The sequence below is a fragment of the Saezia sanguinis genome (genome assembly GCF_003991585.1).
GTDB lineage: Bacteria > Pseudomonadota > Gammaproteobacteria > Burkholderiales > Burkholderiaceae_C > Saezia > Saezia sanguinis.
Genome location: NZ_PQSP01000001.1, coordinates 551949 through 577891 on the forward strand (window position 1 = coordinate 551949; position 25943 = coordinate 577891).

Sequence of the window (25943 nt, forward strand, 5' to 3'; positions counted from 1 at the left end):
TTACTCCCAATTGAGCGCGCCTTTTTTCCATTCGTAGGCAAAACCCACGACCAGAATCGCCAGAAAAATCATCACTGCAATGAAACCCGTCATTCCCACATCGCGCATCACAATGGCCCATGGGAACAAAAACGCAATTTCAAGATCGAACAAAATGAAAAGGATGGCGACGAGGTAGTAACGCACGTCGAATTTGATACGCGCGTCTTCAAAAGCTTCGAAACCGCATTCGTATGCGGACCGCTTTTCTGCGTCTGGATGTTTCGGACCAACCAGATAACCCAGAAGTGGCAAACCTCCGCCAATTCCCAGTCCGATTGCAATGAAAATAATGACGGCAAGATACGGTTCTAAATTCATCGAGGTTTCTCCGTTAAGCCTTTTTATTTTATGCTGCGATGCAAAGTGTACCTTATTGGTGTAACACTTTCCACCATCAGCCTTCGTCTCCAGTACAGGATATAACTCCACCTGTACACTCTTTATTTGGTGCCGACGGCGAGACTTGAACTCGCACGACTTTCGCCACTACCCCCTCAAGATAGCGTGTCTACCAATTCCACCACGTCGGCTTTATTTTTTTACCCGACACAGCATGCAACTGCTGCATCTGAAATTCATATCAAATGAAAGGAATAATTGTAACTGAAATTAAAGTCAGTTTGCAGGTATCTGATTCACTCCCTGGGTTGGGGTTGACTCTGGGTTCGGTTGTGTCGTAGTTGCCGCAGGAGCCTCATCTGCCGGCGTGGTTGTCACCGCTGCCGGCACTGCTGCAGGAGGCGTCTGAGGATTGTCAAAAACGCTGCCGGAACCGCCTGTCGTTTTAAACCCAATATACGTCAAAGCCAATGTGGCGACGAAAAAAATCGTCACTGCTGTTGAGGTCATTCTGGAAAGAAAATTAGCACTTCCGCTGGAGCCGAATAGACTCCCGGCGCTGCCGCTGCCAAACGCAGCCCCCATATCGGCACCTTTACCATGCTGCAATAAAACCAGACAAATGATCGCAATTGCAGCAATGATTTGAATGACCAGAAGGACAATGGAAAATCCACTCATACCCATAATATACGCCTAACTCCGTCAACAATTCACAATAAACATGTCCGCAGCAAAACTTAAACTTCAATTGCTGCTTGAATAATCGCTAAAAAATCTTCTGATTTTAACGAAGCCCCGCCAATAAGGCCACCGTCAATATCAGATTCACTGAATAACTCGCGTGCATTATCTGCTTTTACACTGCCACCGTACAGAATTGGCACATCGCCCGCCCCTGATCCGATCAACTGTGCACGTAATTGTGCATGAACCGCCTGCGCCTGCGCTGGCGTCGCATTTTTGCCTGTGCCAATCGCCCATACCGGCTCATATGCCAGAACAATGGACGTTGTATCACCTGCTAGCAGATCAATCACTGCTGCGAGTTGCCTTGATACAACAGCATGTGTCAGCCCGGATTCCTGCTCGTCTGCAGTCTCTCCCACACAGACAATCGGCGTTATGCCGGCATTCAGTGCCTGCCTGGCTTTCTGTGCCACAACCTCATCGCTTTCACCATGCAGGGCACGGCGCTCTGAGTGGCCCACAATCACATATTGGCAGCCAAAATCAACCAGCATGGAAGCCGATACATCGCCCGTAAAAGCGCCTGCATCATGCTCAGAAACATCCTGCGCGCCCCATGCCATGCACGAAGTGTCCAGCACCTGCTGGCACTGCGCCAGATAAGGAAATGGCGCACACACGGCAACCGTCACCTTTTCAGCAATGCAAGCCGTTGATAATGACTGCAGCAGCGCTTCGTTTTGCGCCTTATCGCCATTCATCTTCCAGTTACCAACAACCAAATTCTTTCTCATACTTCATTCCTTCGTGCACAGGGCTGCGGGCAGATGTTAATCAGCAAGCAACTGCCAGTCCAACACCAGCTTCCCCACATGTGCCCGGCTTTCCATACGGGTATGAGCCTGTACTACATCCTGTGGGGCAAATACCTGATCAACCACCGGCTGAATATCTCCGCGTTCAATCATCGGCCAGACATTGGCCTTCAGTTCAGCAGCAATCTGGCCTTTAAAGGCAATTGGCCTGGGGCGCAGCGTTGAGCCTGTAATCACCAGGCGCCGGCGCAAAACCTTGCCTGCATCAAACTCCGAGGCAATTCCGCCTTGCACGGCAATAATCACCAGCCGGCCATCCTCAGCCAGGCAGTTGACCTCGCGGGCAACATAGCCGCCTGCCACCATATCCAAAATGACATCGGCCCCTTTGCCGTTGGTCACCTGCATGACCACTTTTTCGAAGTCCTGCGTTTTGTAGTTGATTGCCGTATCAGCACCCAGCTTCAAGCAGGCATCACATTTTTCATCACTGCCTGCCGTTACGATGACATAGGCACCAAACTGCTTGGCCAGCATGATGGAAGTCACACCAATGCCGCTGGTACCACCCTGTACCAGCAAAACCTCGCCAGACTGCAGGTGGCCACGCTGAAACACATTCGACCATACGGTGAAAAATGTTTCCGGCAAAGCCGCTGCCTGCACCCAGGTTAAGTTAGCCGGCATAGGCAGACACTGCAAAACAGGTGCAACGCACAGTTCTGCATAGCCGCCGCCAGCAACCAGTGCACACACTTTGTCGCCAACAGAAAAGCCTGCGGCCTGCATCGCCTGTGTATCACCACTGACAATTTCACCCGCCACTTCCAGCCCCGGAAGCTCTGATGCCCCTGGAGGCACCGGATAATGCCCTTTGCGTTGCAGCACATCAGGGCGGTTAATGCCCGATGCCTTCACCCGAATCAGCACCTCCCCCTGAGCAGGAGTCGGATCGGGCTCCGTCACCAGATGCAAAACATCCGGGGGGCCATACTGCGTGATTTTAATGGCGCGCATCCGTACTCTCCTTTACCTTTTGCTCAGAAGTCCGTGCTTTCAGAACACATCAGTTCTGCTGGTCGGACTCAGAAGAACCTTCCTGGGCCTGAGGCTGCTGTGCAGGCTTTTCAAGCAATGCCTTCATGGAAAGCTTGATACGGCCTTTGTCATCCACATCCAGTGCTTTCACCTTCACAATCTGGCCTTCGCTCAGATAGTCGGTCACTTTGTTCACGTGCTCATGTGCAATCTGGCTGATGTGCAGCAGGCCATCCTTGCCGGGCATGATGTTAACCAGCGCACCAAAATCCAGCAGCTTCGTGATCGGGCCTTCATAGACCTTGCCCACTTCCACTTCGGCGGTGATGGCTTCAATGCGCTTGATCGCATCCTGCGCTTTGGCAGCATCGTTACTGGCTACGGTCACGGTGCCGTCGTCAGCAATATTGATCTGGGCGCCGGTTTCTTCGGTCAGCGCACGGATCACCGCCCCACCCTTGCCAATCACATCACGGATTTTTTCCGGGTTGATCTTGAGCGTATACAGACGTGGCGCAAACTCTGAAACATCGTCGCGAGAGCCATCCAGTGCTGCAGTCATTTTGCCCAGAATATGCATCCGCGCTTCTTTGGCCTGTGCCAGAGCCACTTGCATGATTTCTTTGGTGATGCCCTGGATTTTGATATCCATCTGCAATGCCGTAATACCAGCAGAGGTTCCTGCCACCTTGAAGTCCATGTCGCCCAGGTGATCTTCATCGCCCAGAATATCGGTCAACACGGCAAAACGGTTGTCCTCTTTGATCAGCCCCATGGCAATACCTGCCACGTGCGCTTTCAACGGAACACCAGCGTCCATCAGGCTCAGACAGCCACCGCAGACCGAAGCCATTGAAGAAGAACCGTTGGATTCAAAAATCTCAGAAACCGTACGGATGGTGTAAGGAAACTCGGAAACAGAAGGCAGCACAGCTACCAGCGCGCGCTTAGCCAGACGGCCATGACCGATTTCGCGGCGCTTCGGGCTGCCGACACGGCCGGTTTCACCTGTTGCAAACGGCGGCATGTTGTAGTGGAAAATGAAATTGTCACGGAACTCGCCATCCAGCGCATCAATCAACTGTGAATCCTGTTCAGTACCCAGTGTCGTTGCAACCATGGCCTGTGTTTCGCCACGGGTGAAAAGCGCCGATCCATGGGTGCGCGGCAGTACAGAAGTGCGGATTTCAATCGGGCGCACCGTACGGGTATCGCGGCCATCGATACGGGGTTCACCGGCCAGAATCTGAGAGCGCACAATACGTGCTTCAATGTCAAACATCAATTGTTCAACCTTGACTTCGTCAAACGCCACTTCCTGTGCGGTTAAAGCGTCTTTCACTGCGGCATAAGCTTCACGCAAGGCCTGTGTACGGGGCTGTTTGGAGCGAATTTGATACGCTGCGCGCAGCTTGTCCTCAGCCAGACGGGTCACCTTGCCAATGAACTCCTCGTCTTTGACAGGAGGAACCCATGTACCAGCCTGCAACCATTCAGGCTTGCCTGCTTCGCGTACCAGATCATTGATGGCCGCAATCGCCACTTTACCCTGCTCATGGCCATAAACCACAGCGCCCAGCATCACTTCTTCGGTCAACTGACTGGCTTCTGATTCCACCATCAGCACAGCAGAATCAGTACCGGCCACTACCAGATTCATCTGAGAATTTTTCAGCTCTGACGGACCGGGGTTCAGCACATACTCGCCATTCACATAACCGACCCGTGCAGCGCCAATCGGGCCATCAAACGGAATGCCGGAAACAGACAGCGCAGCACTGGAAGCAATCAAGGCAGCAATATCGGCCGATACTTCCGGATTCAATGACATCACATGAATCACCAGTTGCACTTCATTGTAAAAACCTTCCGGGAACAGCGGCCGGATCGGGCGGTCAATCAGGCGCGATGTCAGTGTTTCGTGCTCGCTGGGTTTGGCTTCGCGCTTGAAAAAGCTGCCAGGAATGCGGCCTGCCGCATACGTTTTTTCAATATAGTCGACGGTCAGCGGGAAAAAATCCTGTCCCTCTTTCGCCGTTTTGGCAGCCACCACAGTGGCCAGCACCACGGTGTCATCTATGTTCACCAAAACCGCCCCAGTCGCCTGGCGCGCAATTTCACCGGTTTCCATGGTAACCGTATGTGAACCCCATTGGAATGTTTTGGTCACTTTATTGAACATGGTCATTATTTTGATCTCCTTCATGGCTTGTACCAGACGTTGACGCCCGCCAAGCATTTAGACAAATTCCGAAGTCCATGTTTTGCTGCAAGATGCCATTCCGAAGCGGCTCGTTTAACGGCTGCAAACCGCCTCGGAATGACACATCACACAAGAAAACCCTCAAAACTTCAGAAAACAAAAAGCCTGTGTGAGCGATTGATTTCACACAGGCTTTGCATCATTGACTTAACTTACTTACGTAAGCCCAGTTTGGCAATCAGAGCAGTATAACGGTCAGCATCTTTGCGCTTCAGGTAATCCAGCAGCTTACGGCGGCGGCTCACCATTTTCAGCAACCCACGACGGCCATGGTGGTCCTTGGCATGGGTTTTGAAATGAGGCGTCAGCTCGTTAATGCGAGCCGTCAGCAATGCGACCTGCACTTCGGGAGAGCCAGTATCGGCTGCACCGCGTGCGTTATCCTTGATAATTTCAGCTTTGTTGATATTTGCAACAGACATTTGATTTCCTTCAATATTGATAAACCCGCGAACACCGGTGGAATCAACCAGTGCCGTGACATTTCAGCGCTTTGAACCAAGCGCCACACTCAAACAGCCCCATGCACCAAAATATGGCACATGAAACCAAGACTTGGGATTATACACCAAGAAATTGGCTTAGGCGAGCCGCCCCCTGCAACATGCTCATAGCCATCATTTAATACCAGTTTTCTCCCCTTCTTGCAAAAGCTGTTTCGCCCGAAGAAGCTCGTCATTCAGCACGTCGTCATAACGCTCCTCAAAATCCTCAACCTCCTGCCCCAGAGTCAACACTCGTCGCAGGTGCTGCAACGCCTCTTTTTCTCGGCTGCTTTGTATGAGAAGGTCTCCCAAGCAGACCAATGCTTGGGCCAGTAAGACGACATCGCCCTCAGCCTTTGCCTGGCAGATCACATCGTTCAGCGCAGCTTCTCCACCTTCAATATTTTGTTGATCCAATAAAAACAGCGCTTTTTGAAAATGTTGACGTGCATCCATTAATTATGACTTTCTGACTCTGCTCGCTCTGTGTCTTTCCAAACCATTAGCTTACCGGTCGCTGCATCTGGCAATAAGAAGGCATTTCCACCTGATCCGGCGTCAGCCGCAGCACAGTGCGAAAACCGTATGCGCTGCCCTCATTGGTAAACCTGATGCCTGGTGTACCGGCTTTTTCCATGCGCATCACCGTCAGCATCTGCTGGAACTGGTGGTCCTGCGCCCGCATCACCCCCGAATGAAACGCATTCTGGTAATGCATGCCCTCAAGCGCCTGTGCAATCCATTGTGCATCCACAACTTCTGCCTGCGCCACGGCACGGGCCAGCATCTCCAGCATCACATGGATACGCAGCCGGATAAAATCCTCATTGGGTTTGGAAAAACGCTCACGAAATGCCAGATAAAACGCGTCGGACGCTTCCCCTGCCTTGCCCCCCAACTCTACCCCCACATTCGGGTGCCACTCAATCACCGCCATGGCACGCCCGACCCCGGCATCTCCCATGGCCGTGGGGGTACCCAGATCGTTGGCATAAAAGGTATAAAAACTGGCGTCCAGCCCCACATCGCGCACCGCACGCACCAGCAGACTCAAGTCGTTGCCATAATTACCCGTCACAATCGCCTGCGCACCGCTGGCCTTGATCTGGGTCGCGTAAGGAATAAAATCTTTGACCTGCCCGGTAGGGTGCAATACCTGCCCAACCACTTCAATATCCGGCCGGACTTCAGGGATCATCTGGCGCGCCCGCTCCACCACATACCGGCCAAAGCTGTAATCCTGCCCGACCAGGTACACCTTGGAAACATTCTGGTCGCCCTTGAGCACTTCAAACAGCGCCTTCAGGCGCATATCGGCATGGGTATCAAAACGAAAATGCCAAAAACTGCAACGCTCGTTGGTCAGAGCGGTTTCCACTGCCGAATAATTCAAAAACAGCAGCCGTTGCGCCGGATTACGTGCATTGTGCTTGTTGATGGCATCCAGCAACGCGCCAGCAACAGCAGAACTGTTACCCTGCGCAACGATACGGATTTTTTTATCCACCACCGCTTTCAGCATCGAAAGCGCCCCCTGCACAGAGCCCTGGGAATCAAAACGCTCTACCACCAGCCGATGCGGAACGCCTTTGATCACAATGCCGCCTGCTGCATTGATTGCCCCGCTGGCAAACAGGAAATTGCGGTAAATACCTTCCCCGGCATTCCCGAACGCCCCCGAAAACCCCTCAACCAGTGCCACTTTCACCTCAGGCCAGCTCTGCTGCTCCTGCGCCCAGGCACTTGCGGCCCCTGCACTGCCCCATAACGCCAGAGGCAAACCAAGTAATTGGCGTCTTTTCCATAAATTCTGTGTCATATCAGCTCTTGAAAATAAATGGAGTGATCCTAAATATCCGTCAACGGGCCAGTAAATCGTGTCTGCAACAGCCAATTCACAAGCATGCTCTGCTGGCCAAAATCAAATTCAAGGAGGTTTATTGTATGTTTCTCGTTCCTACATTGCGTCGCGCTTACTCACAAGACAGTGCAAACTCTGCGATTAATGGCTTTGAAAACGAACTGGCACGCTGGTTTGGCCGCGCTGTTGAGCCAGGGTTCAGCACGTTGACAGAAAAAGATGGTGTATGGGAAGTTTCTCTGGATATTCCCGGTGTCAGCCGCGAACAACTGAGCATTGATATTGACGGCCGCAAGGTCAAAATTCAAACCCAGGAAGGCGCCCCGCGCCAGTACGCCAGCGCATTTGTACTGCCGGCAGAAGTTGATCCGGCCGCATCAGAAGCCAAATTGGAAAACGGCGTCCTGACGCTGAAACTGGCTCGCAAGGTTGAAGAAAAGACAAGTACACAACTGACCATCAATTGATTCTCCTCTCCTGCTATGGCCACATGCAAACGTGTCATTGCATCGTGGTAACCAGGGCTACCCGCATGAATCAAATCATGCGGGTATTTTTTGCCGCTTAACGCCATGCCAGAGTCCCGATTGACTACAATAAGCCAAGGAGGTTGAAATGAAAGTATGCATATATGGCGCAGGCGCTATCGGGGGTCTTTTTGCTGCCCGCCTAGCGGCCCAGGGACATGATGTCAGCGCAGTTGCGCGCGGGAAAACATTGGCCGCTTTGCAGGCCAATGGCATCGGGCTGCACAATGCGCAGGGAACCCGTTTTTATCCAATCAATGTGCAGGAAAACCCGGCACAGCTTGCGCCCCAAGATCTGGTGGTGATTGCCGTCAAGCAGCCTGCGCTGTCTGCTGTGGCACACGCTGTCGCGCCTTTGCTGGCCCCTCACACCAAAGTGCTGCTGGCAATGAATGGCGTCCCGTGGTGGTTTTTTGACGGCATGCCAGGCCCCATGGCTGGCGCTACACTGCACAGCATCGACCCCAACGGCCAACTGCGCACGTTGATTCCAACCAGCCATATCATCGGCTGTGTGGTCCATATCTCCTGCGTCAACCAGGCTCCCGGCATCACGGAGCACCGTTTTGGCGACACGCTCATTCTGGGTGATCCGGCCAGTTCAGGGCAGCCTCCTGCACAAGCGACACAGGCCATGGCACACACGCTCAGCCAAGCCGGGTTTGATATTCAACTGTCGTCGTTCATTCAGCAGGACATCTGGTTCAAGCTCTGGGGCAATATGACCATGAACCCCGTTTCTGCCATAACAGGCGCCACCACAGACCTGATTTTGGACGATGAGTTGGTGCGTTCGTTCTGCTCAGCAATCATGCAGGAAGCCGCAGCTATTGGTGAGGCCATTGGCTGCCCGGTCTCGCAAACAACAGAACAACGCCACGCCATCACACGCAAACTGGGGGCCATGAAAACCTCCATGCTGCAGGATGTGCAGGCTGGCCGCACACTGGAAATTGACGCCCTGCTGACGGTTGTGCATGAAATTGCCAGCCGCTGCAATGTTCCGGCGCCAAACACCGCTGCACTGCTGGGGCTCACGCGGCTGTTTGCGCAGGTCAGGGGGTTACGCTGATATTCACCACGGTGATTTTTGTCTGGTACTCATTGCATTTCGAGCGCCCAGCGCGGATGCACCTTGAACGAATAGTCAAATTCGGGCTTTGCTACGCCGGCCTGTATGCGCAAACCTGCCGCCAGTGCAATCATGGCACCGTTGTCTGTACACAATGACAGCTCCGGATAATGCACGCGTATATGACGGCGTGCGCATGCCTCATTTAACTGGGAACGCAAGGCCTGGTTTGCGCCCACACCACCGGCGACCACCAAGCGCTTGAGCCCGGTTTGCTTCAGTGCTTTCAGGCTCTTTTTAACCAGCACCTCCACAATAGCCGCCTGTGTGGCAGCCGCCAAGTCAGCCCGCTGCTCTGGGGACACCTCACCCGCAGCTTCCAGCTTTTTCTGCTGTGTCAGCACGGCTGTTTTCAGTCCGGCAAACGAAAAATTCAGATCCTTGCTGTGCAGCAAAGGCCGCGGCAAATCAAATGCCAGCGGGTTTCCGCTCTGTGCCATTCTGGCCAGTTCAGGGCCTCCCGGATACGGCAGGCCCAGCAGTTTGGCCGATTTGTCAAACGCCTCTCCTGCTGCATCGTCAATGGTTTCTCCCAGCAGCACATATTGCCCGATGCCGTTAACCTGCATCAACTGGGTGTGCCCACCGGACACCAGCAAAGCCACAAAAGGAAACACAGGCGGATCAGCACTTAAAAAGGGCGACAGCAAATGCCCCTCCAGGTGGTGCACGCGCAATACAGGCTTGTTCAGCGCAGCCGCCAGCGCACAGGCGTATCCGGAGCCTACCAGCAGCGCACCAGCCAGCCCTGGGCCTTGTGTAAAAGCCACCACATCAATCTGCTCGAGCGTGAGCCTGGCCTGCTCCAATACCATGTGCGTTAATGGCACGACACGGCGGATATGGTCGCGTGAAGCCAGTTCAGGCACAACACCACCATATGCCTGGTGCATTTGAATCTGGCTGTGCAGCGCCTGCCCGAGCAGCGCGGGCACAGGCAAAACACCGGTATCGACCACGGCAACACCGGTTTCATCACAAGAAGACTCAATTCCTAAAACATACATGGCAAAAAATGGCAAAAAAACTGCACCCGTTATTATCAACCATAAACTATTTTGACGAACCCCTGTGGTTACACCGAAACGACATGGCAGCAGCCTCTGAAAACACTTTTTTGACAAGCACAACCACGCTGTTCACAGCAATTCACAGCAAAACTGTCCAAAAATGCGTGCTGAATGTGCTGAGATAGTGGTATGCTCTCAACTGTATGCATGCAACATATTGCTGATGTCACCGCCTGTGTGATCGTCAACAGGTATTTCAAGGTGGTTTAATTCATTATGGATTTTGAAAAACGGCTTCAAAACTATCTGCAAAAATACCCTGATGCGCCAGGCGATGTTTTGCTGATTTCGCAATTGCTATTGCGCTCAGCGCAGATGCTCGAACAGCATATCAATGACCTGCTGCAAGCGCAGGACATCAGTCTGCACGAATATCTGGTATTGGCGCTGGTCAGCAGTGAAAACGGCCCATTGCGCCCAACGGAGCTCAGCGAAACACTGGGCATTTCCCGCCCTCAGATCACACGTTTGCTGGACGCGCTTGAAAAACGTGGCTGGATCATCCGCAAACACAGTACGGTTGACCGCCGCTCCCTCTTTTTGCGGCTGACAGACAAAGGCCAGGAGCGCTTTGAATCCGCAGCATCTGCCGTGCACAATGCCCATGCCGACAGTTGGCGCAACAACATGAAGCAGTTGCCACTTTTACTCAGTGAGTTCCGGTTACTTTACGATACGCTGAAATATAAAAACGGCTAGCGTCAGGGGTCCTGCCGGGGCGGATTCAGCGCCTTCTTCGCCAAGCAGGCCTGCGCCAAAGCACACGCCGCAACCAGAAACAACGCTATCGTCAGGGTACTGGCATGGGCCACAAAACCGATCAAAGCCGGCCCTCCCATCAAACCGGCATACCCTACGGCTGATACCGCCGCAATTGCCTGTGCTGCACTGATGCCGGGCACTTTGATCGCTGCGCTGAACAAAATCGGCACCACATTGGCCAACCCGACACCTGCCAGCGCAAAACAGACCAGCGCCACGTAAGGATTGCCTGCCAGCAGCATCACCACCATGGCAACCACAACCAAAGAGGCACAGGCGCGCAGCAACGCCGCAGGCTCATAGCGCGCCCGCAGGCGGTCTCCGATAAAGCGGGTTGCCGCCATCGCTGCTGAAAAAAATGCATAAGCCAGCGCAGCCTGATCAACCGGGCTTCCCAACTCCTGCTTCATGTAAAGCGTACTCCAGTCGTACATCGCACCTTCAGCCAGAAAGCCCAACGCGGCCAGCATGCCCAAAAGCAGCACCGCACGCGGAAACAGCAAATGCCGCCTGCCCAGCGGGGTCTGAATCGTTTGCTCCATCATGCCAAAATCGCGCGGCTTCATCCGGTAAGAAACAATGACAGAAAGCACAATCAATGCAGCCATGCATATCAAATGCCATTGCGCCGACATCTGCAATGCCAGCAAGCCGGCCCCCAATCCTGCGCCCACCATGCCCCCCAGGCTGAACATGCCGTGGCATGTGCTCATCAATGTTCGCTGGCTTCGCAGCTCCAGCTCCGCAGCCTCCGCATTGATGGCCACATCGGCTAATGTTCCCAGAAACCCAAAACAGATCAGCACACCGATCAGCCCGGGTAACGATGAAAAAACAAACAAAAACACCATCACCAGTGCGGCAGATGCCTGCGTGCACGAAAGCACCAGGCTGGCACCCCAGCGGGCAATCACCCGACCGGCCATCGATAACGCAAACAAGGCGCCAATACCCGCCCCAAGCAGCAACAGGCCCAAATCAGCCTCGCTGATACCGTAATGCGTCTTCACATTGGGAATTTCGATACCCCAGGCGGCAAACAGGAACCCGCCCATAAAAAAGTGCAGCCAGACCACCCATCTGGCGCGTTTGAACTCTGCCAGATCCCATGTTGGCTTAGCCCCGGCACTGGTTAAATCATTGGTCATTTCTATTGTTTTTCAAATCGGCCATTCTCTAGCCATTCTCAGTTTCAAATCTGCCCCACATGAACAGCGCCATTTCACGGCTCAGACATAAACATTAAAGTCACTTTATGGTTTTTCAACTTAAAAGCCTGTCATTCTCACCGGAGAACAGCCACACAGACTTTACCGATCTTGCCCGTAGCATTTTTGCACACAGGCCACATTGTATACACAAAATAAAAATGCTATAATGCCGGTTTGCTAGCAATTTGCAGATAAGCAGGAATATGTAAATTCAGTGCTTACTGCATTATTTTTTAAGAATTTCAGTCAGGAATCTATAGATCATATGACCACTATCCGAGTCAAAGAAAACGAACCGTTTGATGTCGCCATGCGACGCTTTAAGCGTACCATCGAAAAGCTGGGCCTGCTCACAGACCTTCGCGCTCGCGAATTCTATGAGAAACCCACCGCTGAGCGTAAGCGCAAAAAAGCTGCCGCAGTCAAGCGTCACTACAAGCGCGTTCGCAGCATGCAACTGCCAAAAAGGCTTTACTGATCTGGTGAAATACCAGCAAGCCTGATGGCCATGCTGCCAAGCCCGCTGCAGGGGACGCCCGAGCGGGCTTTTTCATTGCCGGATCGTTTTTTCTATTTTCAGCGCTCGCCTATTTCGCATTTTAAAAACCGAAAACAGGCCTGCCACTTTTTATTTGAAGGATAACCATCATGAGCCTCAAAGAACAAATCACCAGTGAAATGAAAGACGCCATGCGTGCCCATGATTCCGAGCGCCTGTCTACCATTCGCATGCTGCTGGCGGCCATCAAACAAAAAGAAGTCGATGAACGCATCACGGTGGATGACGCCATGGTGGTTGCCATTGTGGACAAACTCATCAAACAGCGCAAAGACTCTGTTGCTGCCTATGAGCAGGCAGGACGTTCAGACATGGCCGAAAAAGAAAACAACGAAATCAAGGTATTGCAAACCTATCTGCCGCAAAGAATGTCTGAGCAGGAAGTTGCAGCAGCTGTTGCCAAAATTGTGGCTGACTTGGGTGCCAGCGGCCCTGGCGATATGGGCAAGGTCATGGGTGCCGTCAAACAGCAACTGGCCGGAAAAGCCGATATGGGCATGGTATCAGCCCAAGTGAAAAAAGCCCTGGCAGGCGCTTAAAAAGAGAGAAAGAGCGCGCATCCGCTGCGCTCCTTTCTTCACTTCTGTGCAACACAGGCCCGGTGTGCCCTATATAGCTTATGTCATGATGTAAGGCATATACCGGGCTTTTCCATGGCGGCATCCTGTCACAGAGCTATCAGGCATCCTTTTTGCGCATGTATTTGAATGTACCGGTCGCATGTGCCAGCCGCGCGCCTTCAGTGTCACACACCCAGCCTTCGGTAAATGCCAGCGAATGGGTCGCCTGTATCACTCTGCCATGCGCAGTCAGCTTGCCAAGCAACGCCGGTTTCAGGAAACTGGTTTTCATCTCCACCGTCATCACACTGCGCCCTTTTTCACCCGGTATCGCATGTGGGTCTGCCCGGTGAGCAGCCTGCCCCATGGCCACATCCATCATGGTCATGCTGACACCTCCATGGGCAACCCCGAATATATTCAGCAGTTCCGGGCGCAATTCCAGTTCAACACACGTTTCCCCGTCTTCAAGCTCTCTCAACTCAAGACCGACCAGTTTAATAAACGGGCTGTTAAGGGTGTATTTGGTGCCGCTTGCCATTTGCTTCAATCTCCTTGTTGATTCTTGTCCTGCTTTTTCCGCAAAAATTTCCTGTTATTTGCCGTCCTGAACATCCAGTGTGTAATGCGCGCCTTTATCCTGCGCCAGATATTTCATCAGCACAGGCAACGCTTCTTTGAGCTTGCTCTGCAAAATAAACGGCGGATTGATCACAAACATACCACTGGCCACCATGCCCCTGCCTTCTGATGAGGGGTTGCGCACCTTGAGCGTGGTATGCAGCCAGCCGCGCCCGTGTGTTTCAGCCAGTCGCCTGAGCTTGCCAGGCAACTGGTGTGCCAGCGGCTGCGGCACAATCGGATACCAGATCAGGTAAACACCGGTGGCAAAACGCTTGAGCGCATCTGCCATGCATTCATGCACCCGCTGATAATCGCTTTTCACCTCATACGAAGGGTCCATCAGTATCAGCCCACGGCGTGAAGGCGGTGGCAGCAGGCTTTTCAGTCCGGCAAAGCCGTCTGCAATATTCACCTTGACCTGCCGGTTGTGCTCCAGTTGCCTGACATTACTTTGCAGCAGGCGCTGGTCTGTGGGATGCAACTCAAACAACTGCAACTGATCCTGCGCACGCAGGTTATTCCAGATCAGCATCGGGGAGCCCGGATAGGTCTGCAATGGCCCGGTAGGGTTAAAAGCGCGTATTTCCTGTACATAATCAGCGAGCGCGGCTGGCAGTTGCGGCACATCCCAAAGCCGGGCAATGCCATCCTGCGCCTCCATGCTTTTCTGCGCAAATTCATCATCCAGCTGATACAAGCCAGTGCCTGCATGCGTATCTACCACCAGCAAAGCGGTATCTTTGCTGAAAAGATACTTCAGCGTCTGCAGCAACACCACGTGTTTAAGCACATCGGCATGGTTACCTGCATGAAATCCGTGTCTGTAGCTGAACATAAATAAAGTTTTCCGGCTATGCCATTCTTCAAATGAAAGTCAGGGATTGGTCAGGGTTTGGTGTGATGCCCGGTGCGAAAAAGCATCTTTTCCTTTGGCGCATCTTTGTTGTACAGCTTCCATGTGAAGCCCAGTACATTGTCCCCATACGAAATGGCTTTACGCGGCAAAGCCAGCAGATCAAAAGCCGGTGTAGCAGCCCCTCGGTCACAGGTCATCCCGGTCAGGTAGCCGGCACGTTCAGCCGCCAGCATGGTCGTCAGGTTATATGAGCCATAGGGGTAACAGACATGTTCAACCTCCTGCCCCAGTTCCTGTTGCAGGCGCTCTTTGCTCACAGCCAGCTCATGAAACTGTTCCTGCTCAGAAAGTTGCGCCAGATGCACGTGCGAATTGGCGTGGCTGCCAATTGCCACACCCCGCCTGGCGATTTCACGCAACTGCGCATAATCCATCAGCGGTGGCGTCGGGTGGTTTTCCGCCGCCAGCCACTGGGCCTCTCCTCCCACCATGCCCGCAATCACGTACACAATGGCCGGATAGCCGAATTCTTCCAGAATAGGCAATGCATTGTCATAGAAATTGGCGCACCCGTCGTCAAACGTCAATACGGCTGCACGTTTAGGTATCGGTATCTGCCCGTTCAATGCCTGCATCATCTCGTGCATGGAAAGCACTTTGATGCCCAGCGTTCGCAGCACTTTCATCTGTGCACGAAACCTGTCCACATCGCAATAACTGGCACGGTGTGTTTTCATCGGCGCAAACTTACCGACCTGGTGGTACATGAAAACTGAAATACCACTCATGCTGCGCTCCGCCCCTGGTGTGCGGCAATCGCCTGCCTGTACACAGCAACTGTTTTCCCACACATGGCTTCAATGGTAAATTCACGCTCATAATAGGCACGCGCCGCTTTGCCATAGGCCATGCGTTTGTGCGGATCACTCATCTGCTCAATGCCATCAGCCAAGGCGTGCACATCTTCACTGGGCACCAGAATACCGGTTTCGCCATCCAGAACCACTTCAGGAATGCCCCCCACACGGCAAGCCACAGCAGGCCGGGCCGAAGCAGCGGCTTCAATCAGGCTCAAACTCAACGCCTCGCGCCGCGAAGGTGCCAGCAACACGTCAAACCCGTTCATCAGGTAGGCAATGTCATTGCGCAGCCCTAAGAACTTCACCATCCCCTCAACACCGCATTCAGAAGCCAGCCGCCCCATATACTCTGCCCAGCCGGTATCATCGGCCCCCACAATCGACAGTTCCATCGGCAACTGACACCGGTCCCTCAAAATAGCCATGGCCCGTATGGCCAGGTCATGGCCTTTGACATGCTCCACCCGTGAAACCATGCCCATCCGCAGCGGCCTCTCTGGAGTAATGGCTTCATCAGCAGGCCAGATCACTTCAGGTACATCGGTCACCCCCAGGTGCACCATATGAACCTGCTGCTCTGACAAACCCTGTGCCAGCAGAAAATCCTTGACCGCCTGCGCCACAGCAATCACATGAACACGGCTTTTAAACCATTTGCTGGAGGTGGTTGAGTGTGCTGTTGCTACTGCCGGCAGTTTCAGCCACCAGGCAGCCCAGTCGGCATAACGGCCACCACGCTGCGAATGCCCGTGCATGACAGAGGCCCTGAACTGCTTGGCAAACCGCACAACGCGCCATAAAGAAACAGGATCATACATGCCATTGAGCGGTGCATGACAGCACGGATAACCTGCCGCCTGCATCTGCTCTCCCAGCCAGCCGTCCATCGGCCCGGCATAAGCAACCGCATGGCCATGCTCAGCCAATGCTTTGGACAGCGCAACGACGTGGCGCTCCATCCCGCCCAGTTGATGGCTGTGCGCGGTCATGACAATGCGCAGTGGTGATTCCGATGGCTGCTGATTTGACATTTCTTTGTTCAGTGAACCTCTTGTCTGTACATTTTACCGTTTACCCTGCTGCAATTTGGCAAATGCAGCCGCCATAGCCGATTGCGGCGCACCGGACTGCTGAGAAGCTCTTCCTTTCGCTGCATTGGCCTGCCCGTTCGGGTGGTGCCCGCTACGTGCGGCTGTCCCCTGCGGTCTTTTTTGCGCCGGCTCACTCAGCTTCATCGTCAGGCTGATGCGTTTACGCGCCATATCCACTTCCAGCACCTTGACCCTGACCACATCACCGGTTTTTACCACTTCACGCGCATCCTGCACAAACCGCTCTGAAAGCTGGCTCACATGTACCAGACCATCCTGGTGTACACCCAGATCAACAAAGGCACCAAATGCGGCCACATTGCTGACCGTACCCTCCAGAACCATGCCTTCTTTCAGGTCGGTAATATCCTCTACGCCTTCGCTGTAGCGTGCTACCTTGAAATCGGGGCGCGGATCGCGGCCGGGTTTTTCCAGTTCACCCAGAATGTCCTTGACCGTAATCACGCCAAAATGCTCATCGGCAAACAACTCGGGCTTGAGTGTTTTTAACACGTCTGAACGCCCCATGACCTCGGTAATCGGCTGATTCAGGCTGGAAAGAATCTTTTCCACCACCGGGTAGGTTTCCGGGTGTACACCAGAAAAGTCCAGCGGATTATCGCCTCCCCTGATGCGCAGAAAACCAGCAGCCTGTTCAAATGTTTTGGCCCCCAGACCGGATACCTTCATCAACTGCTTGCGGTTCTGAAAAGCGCCGTGCTCATCGCGCCATGCCACAATCTTGCCTGCTACCGTGCCAGAAAGCCCAGAAACACGTGCCAGCAATGGCGCTGACGCCGTATTCAAATCCACCCCGACCCGGTTCACGCAGTCTTCCACCACAGCGTCCAGACTGCGCGCCATTTCGGTCTGGTTCACATCGTGCTGATATTGCCCCACGCCAATGCTTTTGGGCTCAATTTTGACCAGTTCCGCCAACGGGTCCTGCAAGCGCCGCGCGATACTGACGGCACCGCGCAGGCTGACATCAAGTTCAGGCAGCTCTTTGCTGGCATATTCACTGGCCGAATAGACCGAAGCCCCGGCCTCGCTGACCACTACCTTATCAATCTGTGCCTGCGGGGCCATCTGCTTCAGGCGCTTAATCAGGTCGGCAGCCAGCTTGTCCGTTTCACGGCTGGCGGTACCGTTGCCAATGGCAATCAGGTTCACACCATGCGCCGCGCACAACCGTGCCAGCGTATGCAGCGAACCCTCCCAGTCGCGCTTGGGCTCATGCGGGTAAACCGTTGCCGTTTCCAGCACCTTGCCGGTATCGCTGACCACCGCCACCTTGACCCCGGTGCGAATCCCCGGGTCCAGCCCCATCACCACACGCCTGCCCGCAGGTGCAGCCAGCAGCAAATCACGCAGGTTTTCGGCAAATACCCTGATGGCCACCTTTTCAGCCTCTTCGCGCAGGCGGGCAAACAGATCGCGCTCCAGGCTTAACGACAGCTTGACCTTCCAGGCCCAGGTAACACACTTGCGCAGCAGGTCATCGGCAGCCCGCTCCTGATGGCTCCAGCCCAACACACGCGCAATATGACCTTCAGCCATGGACAACTGCCCCGGCTGCGGCTCTTCTGGTTGCACCAGTTTGGCGTCCAGAATATCCAACGAACGACCCCGGAAAACTGCCAGCGCCCGGTGTGAAGGTACTTTATGGATTGGCTCTTCATAATCAAAATAATCGCGGAATTTCGCCGTTTCCGGATCATTTTCATTTTTGCCGCTCAGCAACAGGCTTTTCAGCAGGCCGTTATCCCACAGCCATTCACGCAGTTGCCCCACCAGCGCTGCATCTTCAGACCAGCGCTCGGCCAGAATATCACGCACACCGTCCAGCACTGCCTGGGCATCAGCAAAACCGGCATCTGCATTGATGAAGCCGGCAGCTTCCTCCTGCGGATTCAAAGCCGGGTTTTGCCAGAGCTTATCCGCCAAAGGCTCAATCCCCGCTTCACGGGCAATCATCGCTTTGGTACGGCGCTTGGGTTTATAGGGCAGATACAGGTCTTCTAGTTCCTGCTTGGTCGGCGCGGCTTCAATCGCTGCACGCAGTTCCCCGGTCAGCTTACCCTGCTCTTCAATGCTCTTGAGCACAGCGGCACGCCGCTCCTCCAGTTCACGCAGGTAGCCTAAGCGGCTTTCCAGATCACGCAGCTGCGTATCGTCCAGCCCGTCTGTTGCCTCTTTACGGTAACGGGCAATAAAAGGTACTGTTGCGCCTCCATCAAGCAGCCCTACGGCTGCCACCACCTGAGCCTGACGCACCTTCAGTTCAGCGGCAAGCTGTGTCAAAATTTTCTGATCAATCATGTAATCCGTTACAAATAGAATACCCTGTCACAACGGACAGAAAAGGGCTATTCTACCTGCCCAGACGCAAGAATGCACATCCTCTTGAACACCGGCCCAATGAAAAGGCACGCATTTTCACAATAGACTTTATTTGACCACGTATGCATACAGCAAAGCTCAAATTCTTTTAAGTTCTACAGCTTAACACGGCACATTGGATATCAGCCAACACCATCACATGTAATTAATCAATGGAATGAGTCTTCAGCTCTTAAAGCCTTCATTTTTTAAAAGCCAAAAATTTTTAAATCCAAATATCCGACGGAATTGGCGCTGGCTATGATGATTGGGCGGCAACGCCAGTTGCTGACGCAGTGTTTCGTTTTCAAAATCCAGCAACCGCAGTTGCTGCTCCAACCGCTTAATCTTTTTAACGGACTCTTCACATATATCGGCTGAACGCAACACATATTGCATTTTTTGCGGCTGCCCGCTGGACACCCGTTCAAACTGAAAATGCCCTAAACACCACTCAATTTTGCGTGAAATGGCCTCAATATCATCATAGCGGATCCAGTAGCGGGTCAACAAATAAGCAATGACCTGCTGCTGATAAAGAGTCTGACCAGGCTGGTCAAATGCAAACGCGGCTTCAAGACCGTCCAAGGAATTCACCTGAATGCACGCCTGCTGCCATTCATTCTGCCCCATCGCATACACAGGTTTTCCTGCAATCAGGGCCTCCAGCCCCACGCCAGAATTGAATACCAAAACAGATTGACACTTTTGAATCAGATGCTGCACATTCGCATCGATTATTTTGACGTAAGGGTTATCAAAAAATATGGTTTGCAGTTGATTTATCTTCGTTTCCAGATTCTTCGTGCGGGGATGAACCTTGAGCACAAGGTGCGTTTTACACTTTTGCGCATAAAAGGCGGCTTTTTTAATGCTTTCAAGCAAATCAAAGCGGTAAAACTGGGTCACCGAATCATCAACCAGTTGTAACGGGAAAAAAACAAAGCGGGCCGGCAACTCTGCCTGATGAGCAGGCTGCTCATATTTTGAAATCTGGCAACCGAAAATTTGCTGCTGAAACCGGGCAATTGACGCCTGTGCAACATCCGGTGTAATGGCCCTGATAGCCTCTTCATACTTTTCGGGATGCTGCGCAATATCTGCTGCTCCGGAATAGCCGCAGGGGTCAATCGCAAAAAGCGAAACCACCGGCGCCTCTTTCACACTCCAGACATTGGGGTTGTCTTTTTGAATGGCATGGTGCGCAAAAACAATTTCCCCCGGCTCAGGAAATCTGGGGCAACTGTACGAATCCGCATTAACCTTAAAAAACTCAATCGGCACCGCTGACTTGCATGTCAGAACACTGACAAAATTGAAAAAAAACGCATAAAACGGCGAATTGTCTTTTTGTTGTTGCGCTGAATAAAGGTATGCAGGGAATTCAAGCCTGATTTTTGAAATTTTGGAACTTTTCATCACAACTTATATGCCCAATTGAGTTGGTGGATTGGCTGTCTCATAATTCTTAATTCTTGAATGTGCTTATAACGAATGGCAAAACAACGCTCAGCACACTGGGCAGATTTTGAGCCTTCACATATATTCAATTTGTGTTTTTTGTGTAAAGTTTTGTAAAGCTGCGAGACACTCAAAGTTCACTTACAAAGGCATAAAGCCAGGGTTTACAGCATCAGCAAAAAACCTCCCTGGCCCGGAAATACGCGCGAGTGCACCTTGGCAAAACACATTGCAGATTTCAAGCCTTGCAGGCAGGCTTGAAACAGAATGAAGCATTTTTATTGTCAAATTTATATTGATAAATAACTTTAACTATTTAATATAGTCAAATGATAAATAATAATATTTTTATTTCAACAAATTCAAGCAAGCATTTTCATTTCATTTGGATAACAGGCAAACAGCACGCGCCTCCATACTCAACCCCTCGCCAACAGGCCCCAGCTTTTCAGCTGTTTTGGCTTTGACATTCACCTGTGTCTTATCGCACTCAAGTATTTGCGCAAGCCGTGTACGAATCAGCGGCATATATCCCGCCAGCTTAGGGGCCTGGGTCACGATGGTTGAATCCACATTCACCAGACGCCATCCCTCCTCCCTGACTTTTTTCAGCGCTTCGTGCAACAGCAGCGCAGAGTCGGCACCCTGATATTGCGGATCAGTATCTGAAAAATGGCGCCCGATATCCCCCAATCCAGCCGCCCCCAGCAATGCATCGGTAACGGCATGCAGCAACACATCGGCATCTGAATGGCCCAGCAGCCCTTTATCGTACTCGATGCGTACCCCACCCAGTATCAACGGGCGCCCCTCCACCAGGCGGTGCGTATCCCAGCCTTCCCCTACACGAAGATTCACCATGCTTTATTCCCTTTACCCTTTTTATGCCCCTGTATGCAGGCCAGACTTTTTGAAGCGGCGCATATGAAAAATGGCTTCAGCGCGTTCAAAATCCTGCGGATAAGTCAGTTTAAAGTTATCCGCACTGCACGCAACCAACCTGGGCTTGAACCCCAGCGCTTCTACCGCGCTGGCTTCATCGGTCACCTCCAGCCCCCTGGCCTCAGCGTCATCCAGCGCCCGCTCCAAAAGGCCTATTCTGAACATCTGCGGCGTTTGGGCCAGCCATTTATCCTGCCGGCTCACGGTCGCCACGCTGTGGCCATCATGACCTTGTTTCAATGTATCCGGTACCGGCTGGGCCAGAAGGCCACCCACATCGTCATCTTTACAGGCATCAATCAACATTTGCACCCATTCGGGCAATATCAGGCAACGTGCGGCATCGTGCACCAGAACCCAGTCCTGATCTGCCGCACCATGTGCCCGTAATGCGCTCAGGCCGGCCCGGACACTTTCAGCCCTGGTTTTTCCACCGGTAGGGGTCACAATTCCCTGAAAACCTGCCGGCGCATAACTGCCAAACAACTGATCAGCAGGTGCAATCACAACTGAAATCGCCTCTACGCCTTGCACCTGCATCAGTGCCTGCAACGTGTGCGCAATCAGCGGCTGCCCTGCCACCGGCATATATTGCTTGGGTAGCTGGGCACCAGAGCGTGAACCCGATCCGGCACAGGGCATCACAATCCATATTTTACTTGAAGTATTCACTATATTTATATGATTTTAAATATATTTACAAATTTTTATAAACAAACTAACCAGGCCATTGGCATGTTCAACACATCACACAGATCCGGTTTAAAATGCATATGATTCTTTGTTGAAAATCCCTGTTGTCAAAATACCCAGCAAGGACTTTGACATGCTGAGCACCCCCCGGTCAAACCGACACGGGGGTATACGCGCTATTGTAAAGACAAAACTTTCATGCAGTTACCCAACCTTACACCAGGACACCGTTTCACTCTGCCGCAACCTCCTGCAAGCAGCGATTCGGCACTGCTTGCCACATTGGCATTGCAGCAAAAGCAGTATCAGCAACGGCTGGCAATCGTCACGGCCGACCCCATCAATACTCAGCGGATTGCCGATGAACTGATTTTTTTTGCACCGGAACTGCATGTGAGCATTTTCCCCGACTGGGAAACACTGCCTTATGATAATTTTTCACCACATCAGGAGCTGATTTCCGAACGCCTGTCCACTCTGTGGCAAATCAGCCAGAGCCAGGCCGATGTTGTACTGATTCCTGCCACAACGGCACTTTACCGTCTGGCTCCCCCATCATTCCTTGCTGCATATACCTTTTCTTTCGAAAAAGGACAAAAACTCGATGAAGCCAAACTCAAAGCCCAATTAACGCTGGCCGGTTACGAACACGTCAGCCAGGTGGTCTCACCCGGTGAATACACGGTGCGCGGCGGGCTGATTGACCTCTTTCCCATGGGGGCGACCGTCCCCTACCGGGTTGACCTGTTTGATGACGAGGTCGACTCCATCCGAACCTTTGACCCCGACACTCAGCGCAGCCTGGACATGGTGCCAGCCGTCAGACTGCTGCCTGGACGTGAATTTCCGATGGATGAGCCTGCGCGGCTGCATTTTCGTTCGCGCTGGCGTGAAAAGATGGAAGGCGATCCGACCAAAAGCCGTATTTATAAAGACATGGGCGAAGGCATTGCCAGTGCCGGTATTGAATACTACCTCCCGTTGTTCTTTGACCAAACAGCAACGGTATTTGACTACCTGGGCACGCAGACCACACTGGCCCTGCAAGGCGATCTGGAAAGTGCATTCATCCGCTTCTGGCAGGATACACGCGAGCGTTACCATCTGCTGCAGGGCGACCGTGACCGACCCGTTTTGCCGCCCGAAGAACTGTTCCTGAAATCAGAGCAGTTCTACCAGCTTGCCAACCAGCACCGACAACTGGCCTTAAGGCCAGCAGAAAAAAGCGCGGCAGAACCGACCGAACATGCATCATGGGTACAGGCCTTGCCCAATTTGAGTGCGCAGCGTGGCGCGGAAAAACCGCTCAAGCCACTGATACAGCATATAGAAGCCTCCCGGCAACGCTGCCTGATTGTGACCGAATCAGCCGGACGGCGTGAAAGCCTGCTGGAAATGCTCTATGACCATCGCCTGGCCCCAGTCAACGTGGAAAGCCTGAGCGAGTTTGAAAGCCGCCCGGACCAGGTCGGCATTGTGATTGCCCCACTGGCGCAAGGATTCTCATGGCTGGAAACCGGCATTGACCTGATCACCGAAAACGAAATTTTCAGCAGCAGCGGTGGTGTGGGTGTGCGCCGCCGCAGGCATAAAGGCCAGAGCAGCAACGTTGACAACATGGTGCGCGACCTGGCGGAACTGCAGCCGGGCGACCCGGTAGTACATGCCGCACACGGCATCGGGCGGTATCAGGGCCTGATCACCATGGACATGGGCGACGGCCCGGCCGAGTTCCTGCACCTGACCTATGCCGACAATGCCACCTTGTACGTTCCAGTCGCACAGTTGCACCTGATTGGCCGCTACAGCGGCGTCAGCCCGGAACAGGCGCCGCTGCACCGGCTGGGCTCCAACCAGTGGGAGAAAGCCAAACGCAAAGCCGCTGAGCAGGTGCGCGACACTGCCGCTGAACTGCTGGCGCTTTATGCACAGCGCAGCACCCGGGAAGGCTTTGCCTTCCGTTTTTCTCCCGCAGACTATGAAGCCTTTGCAGCCAGCTTTGGCTTTGAGGAAACCCCCGACCAGCACGACGCCATTCACGCCATCATACAGGATATGGTCAGCCCGCAGCCGATGGACCGGCTCGTGTGTGGTGATGTGGGTTTTGGTAAAACAGAAGTCGCATTGCGCGCAGCATTTCTTGCCGTCAGCAATAACAAGCAGGTTGCCTTTCTGGCGCCGACCACCCTGCTGGCAGAACAGCATTTCCAGACGCTGAGCGACCGTTTTGCCGACTGGCCGGTCAAAGTCACCCAGCTCTCGCGCTTTCGCACCGGCAAGGAAACCAGCGCCGCACTCAAAGGCCTGGCCGAAGGCAGCATCGATATTGTGGTGGGCACGCACAAACTACTGTCTCCCGATGTGCAGTTCAGCAACCTGGGGCTGCTGATTATTGACGAAGAGCACCGTTTTGGCGTTCGGCAAAAAGAAAAAATGAAAGCCATGCGGGCAGAAGTTGATGTGCTGACACTAACGGCCACCCCCATCCCACGCACACTGGGCATGGCGCTGGAAGGCATACGCGACTTGAGTGTGATTGCCACCGCACCACAACGGCGCCTTTCCATTAAAACCTTTGTACGCACCGAAGGCCCCGGCATCATTCGTGAAGCGTTGCTGCGCGAGCTCAAGCGCGGCGGGCAAGCCTACTTTTTGCACAACGACGTTCAAAGCATTGAAGGCCGCAAAAACATGCTGGAGCGGCTGGTGCCCGAAGCACGCATTGCCATTGCCCACGGACAAATGCACGAACGTGAGCTCGAGCGTGTAATGCGCGACTTTGTGGCGCAGCGCTACAACGTGCTGCTGTGCTCCACCATCATTGAAACCGGCATTGACGTGCCCACGGCCAATACCATTGTCATCAGCCGGGCTGACCGTTTTGGCCTGGCGCAACTGCACCAGTTGCGCGGGCGTGTCGGACGCTCTTACCACCAGGCCTATGCCTACCTGATGGTCAACGAGATGGAATCCCTCACCCGCCAGGCGCACCAGCGGCTGGAAGCCATTCAGCAGATGGAAGACCTGGGATCGGGATTTTACCTGGCCATGCACGACCTTGAAATACGCGGTGCTGGCGAAATACTCGGTGAGCACCAGAGCGGCAACATGACCGAAGTCGGTTTCCAGATGTATAACGACATGCTGGCCGAAGCAGTACGGGCGCTTAAAGCCGGTGAAGAACCAGACCTGCTCTCGCCCTTATCCGTGACCACGGAAATCAACCTGCACACCCCCGCACTGCTGCCTGACGAATATTGCAGCGATGTGCATGCACGGCTTTCCATTTATAAACGCCTGTCCAATGCCGGTACGTTTGACCAGGTCGACGCCATCATGGAAGAAATTGCCGACCGTTTCGGCAAACTGCCGCCACCAGTTTATGCACTAATCGATACGCACCGCCTGCGCATCCTCAGCAAAGCCTACGGCATCACCCGCATAGACGCCGGGGCAGAAACCATCTCCATTCAGTTCAGACCCAATCCACCGATTGACGCGGCCAGAATCATTCATCTGATCCAAAACAACCGGCGCATCAAACTGGCCGGACAGGACAAACTGCGCATCACCCAGAAAACCGAAGACGCACACGAACGGATGCAAGTCGTGCGCGATCTGCTCAAGAAACTAGGCCCCCCCCACTTCGCAGCCCAAACCTCTTTAACAGAAACATAAGG

24 protein-coding genes and 1 tRNA gene are annotated in these 25943 nt (G+C 53.3%); 6 read left to right on the forward strand and 19 right to left on the reverse strand.

What is annotated here, in order from left to right; translation table 11 throughout:
- From ndhC to CUZ56_RS02575, 9 genes are all read right to left on the reverse strand, one after another.
- Window positions 1–360 (reverse strand): NADH-quinone oxidoreductase subunit A, encoded by a 360-nt coding sequence (ndhC, locus tag CUZ56_RS02535; RefSeq protein WP_126978532.1) that lies wholly within the window; start codon window positions 358–360, stop codon window positions 1–3.
- A gap of 127 nt (window positions 361–487) precedes the next feature.
- Window positions 488–572: transfer RNA gene (locus CUZ56_RS02540), tRNA-Leu, on the reverse strand.
- An 85-nt stretch (window positions 573–657) separates the two neighbouring features.
- Complete coding sequence (secG, locus tag CUZ56_RS02545; RefSeq protein ID WP_126978534.1) at window positions 658–1062, reverse strand: preprotein translocase subunit SecG; 405 nt, start codon at window positions 1060–1062, stop codon at window positions 658–660.
- A gap of 59 nt (window positions 1063–1121) precedes the next feature.
- Window positions 1122–1865 (reverse strand): triose-phosphate isomerase, encoded by a 744-nt coding sequence (tpiA, locus tag CUZ56_RS02550; protein WP_126977904.1) that lies wholly within the window; start codon window positions 1863–1865, stop codon window positions 1122–1124.
- 36 nt (window positions 1866–1901) lie between these two features.
- Window positions 1902–2903 carry an NAD(P)H-quinone oxidoreductase gene (locus CUZ56_RS02555; RefSeq protein ID WP_126977906.1) on the reverse strand — a complete coding sequence of 334 codons (1002 nt, stop codon included), beginning with the start codon at window positions 2901–2903 and terminating at the stop codon, window positions 1902–1904.
- A gap of 49 nt (window positions 2904–2952) precedes the next feature.
- Complete coding sequence (gene pnp / locus CUZ56_RS02560; RefSeq protein WP_126977908.1) at window positions 2953–5112, reverse strand: polyribonucleotide nucleotidyltransferase; 2160 nt, start codon at window positions 5110–5112, stop codon at window positions 2953–2955.
- A 227-nt stretch (window positions 5113–5339) separates the two neighbouring features.
- The gene (gene rpsO, locus CUZ56_RS02565) at window positions 5340–5609 is read right to left on the reverse strand and encodes a 30S ribosomal protein S15 (protein WP_126977910.1); all 270 of its coding nucleotides are present in this window, start codon (window positions 5607–5609) and stop codon (window positions 5340–5342) included.
- A 195-nt stretch (window positions 5610–5804) separates the two neighbouring features.
- Window positions 5805–6128 (reverse strand): hypothetical protein, encoded by a 324-nt coding sequence (locus CUZ56_RS02570; protein ID WP_126977912.1) that lies wholly within the window; start codon window positions 6126–6128, stop codon window positions 5805–5807.
- 46 nt (window positions 6129–6174) lie between these two features.
- Window positions 6175–7491: a branched-chain amino acid ABC transporter substrate-binding protein gene (locus tag CUZ56_RS02575; RefSeq protein ID WP_126977914.1), complete on the reverse strand. Its 1317-nt coding sequence runs from the start codon at window positions 7489–7491 to the stop codon at window positions 6175–6177.
- A gap of 125 nt (window positions 7492–7616) precedes the next feature.
- Between CUZ56_RS02575 and CUZ56_RS02580 the strand changes: the two genes are divergently transcribed.
- Both CUZ56_RS02580 and CUZ56_RS02585 read left to right on the forward strand, forming a co-directional pair.
- Window positions 7617–8000, forward strand: a complete 384-nt coding sequence (locus tag CUZ56_RS02580; protein ID WP_126977916.1) for an Hsp20/alpha crystallin family protein — start codon at window positions 7617–7619, stop codon at window positions 7998–8000.
- Window positions 8001–8148: 148 nt separating this feature from the next.
- Window positions 8149–9132 (forward strand): 2-dehydropantoate 2-reductase, encoded by a 984-nt coding sequence (locus tag CUZ56_RS02585; protein ID WP_126977918.1) that lies wholly within the window; start codon window positions 8149–8151, stop codon window positions 9130–9132.
- Between the two features lie 29 nt (window positions 9133–9161).
- Here the strand turns inward: CUZ56_RS02585 and tsaD are convergent, their stop codons facing one another.
- On the reverse strand, window positions 9162–10199 hold the full coding sequence (gene tsaD, locus CUZ56_RS02590; RefSeq protein WP_126978536.1) for a tRNA (adenosine(37)-N6)-threonylcarbamoyltransferase complex transferase subunit TsaD: 1038 nt from the start codon (window positions 10197–10199) through the stop codon (window positions 9162–9164).
- Between the two features lie 279 nt (window positions 10200–10478).
- On the opposite strand from tsaD, the gene CUZ56_RS02595 reads away from it, so the two are divergent.
- A complete protein-coding gene (locus tag CUZ56_RS02595) occupies window positions 10479–10961 on the forward strand; it encodes a MarR family winged helix-turn-helix transcriptional regulator (RefSeq protein WP_126977920.1) in 483 nt (160 codons plus the stop codon).
- Window positions 10962–10963: 2 nt separating this feature from the next.
- Here CUZ56_RS02595 and CUZ56_RS02600 read toward each other — a convergent pair whose 3' ends face one another.
- Complete coding sequence (locus tag CUZ56_RS02600) at window positions 10964–12172, reverse strand: MFS transporter (protein WP_126977922.1); 1209 nt, start codon at window positions 12170–12172, stop codon at window positions 10964–10966.
- Window positions 12173–12500: 328 nt separating this feature from the next.
- Here CUZ56_RS02600 and rpsU point away from each other — a divergent pair, with 328 nt between their 5' ends.
- Both rpsU and CUZ56_RS02610 read left to right on the forward strand, forming a co-directional pair.
- Window positions 12501–12713, forward strand: a complete 213-nt coding sequence (gene rpsU / locus CUZ56_RS02605) for a 30S ribosomal protein S21 (RefSeq protein WP_126977924.1) — start codon at window positions 12501–12503, stop codon at window positions 12711–12713.
- Between the two features lie 170 nt (window positions 12714–12883).
- The gene (locus CUZ56_RS02610; RefSeq protein WP_126977926.1) at window positions 12884–13333 is read left to right on the forward strand and encodes a GatB/YqeY domain-containing protein; all 450 of its coding nucleotides are present in this window, start codon (window positions 12884–12886) and stop codon (window positions 13331–13333) included.
- A gap of 139 nt (window positions 13334–13472) precedes the next feature.
- Here the strand turns inward: CUZ56_RS02610 and CUZ56_RS02615 are convergent, their stop codons facing one another.
- From CUZ56_RS02615 to ispD, 8 genes are all read right to left on the reverse strand, one after another.
- A complete protein-coding gene (locus CUZ56_RS02615) occupies window positions 13473–13895 on the reverse strand; it encodes a PaaI family thioesterase (protein WP_126977928.1) in 423 nt (140 codons plus the stop codon).
- Between the two features lie 54 nt (window positions 13896–13949).
- On the reverse strand, window positions 13950–14813 hold the full coding sequence (locus CUZ56_RS02620) for a 23S rRNA (adenine(2030)-N(6))-methyltransferase RlmJ (protein ID WP_126977930.1): 864 nt from the start codon (window positions 14811–14813) through the stop codon (window positions 13950–13952).
- A 50-nt stretch (window positions 14814–14863) separates the two neighbouring features.
- Window positions 14864–15622 (reverse strand): polysaccharide deacetylase family protein, encoded by a 759-nt coding sequence (locus tag CUZ56_RS02625; RefSeq protein ID WP_126977932.1) that lies wholly within the window; start codon window positions 15620–15622, stop codon window positions 14864–14866.
- A complete protein-coding gene (locus CUZ56_RS02630; RefSeq protein WP_126977933.1) occupies window positions 15619–16725 on the reverse strand; it encodes a glycosyltransferase in 1107 nt (368 codons plus the stop codon). The genes CUZ56_RS02625 and CUZ56_RS02630 overlap by 4 nt, the downstream gene beginning before the upstream one ends.
- 33 nt (window positions 16726–16758) lie before the next feature.
- Entirely contained in the window at window positions 16759–19107 is a 2349-nt protein-coding gene (locus CUZ56_RS02635) for a Tex family protein (protein WP_126977935.1), read from the reverse strand.
- Between the two features lie 246 nt (window positions 19108–19353).
- Entirely contained in the window at window positions 19354–20586 is a 1233-nt protein-coding gene (locus tag CUZ56_RS02640; RefSeq protein ID WP_126977937.1) for a capsular polysaccharide export protein, LipB/KpsS family, read from the reverse strand.
- Window positions 20587–21009: 423 nt separating this feature from the next.
- A complete protein-coding gene (ispF, locus tag CUZ56_RS16135; RefSeq protein ID WP_275427133.1) occupies window positions 21010–21486 on the reverse strand; it encodes a 2-C-methyl-D-erythritol 2,4-cyclodiphosphate synthase in 477 nt (158 codons plus the stop codon).
- Window positions 21487–21510: 24 nt separating this feature from the next.
- Entirely contained in the window at window positions 21511–22242 is a 732-nt protein-coding gene (ispD, locus tag CUZ56_RS16140) for a 2-C-methyl-D-erythritol 4-phosphate cytidylyltransferase (protein WP_239441975.1), read from the reverse strand.
- Between the two features lie 219 nt (window positions 22243–22461).
- Between ispD and mfd the strand changes: the two genes are divergently transcribed.
- Window positions 22462–25941 carry a transcription-repair coupling factor gene (gene mfd / locus CUZ56_RS02650; protein WP_126977939.1) on the forward strand — a complete coding sequence of 1160 codons (3480 nt, stop codon included), beginning with the start codon at window positions 22462–22464 and terminating at the stop codon, window positions 25939–25941.
- Window positions 25942–25943 lie beyond the last annotated feature (2 nt).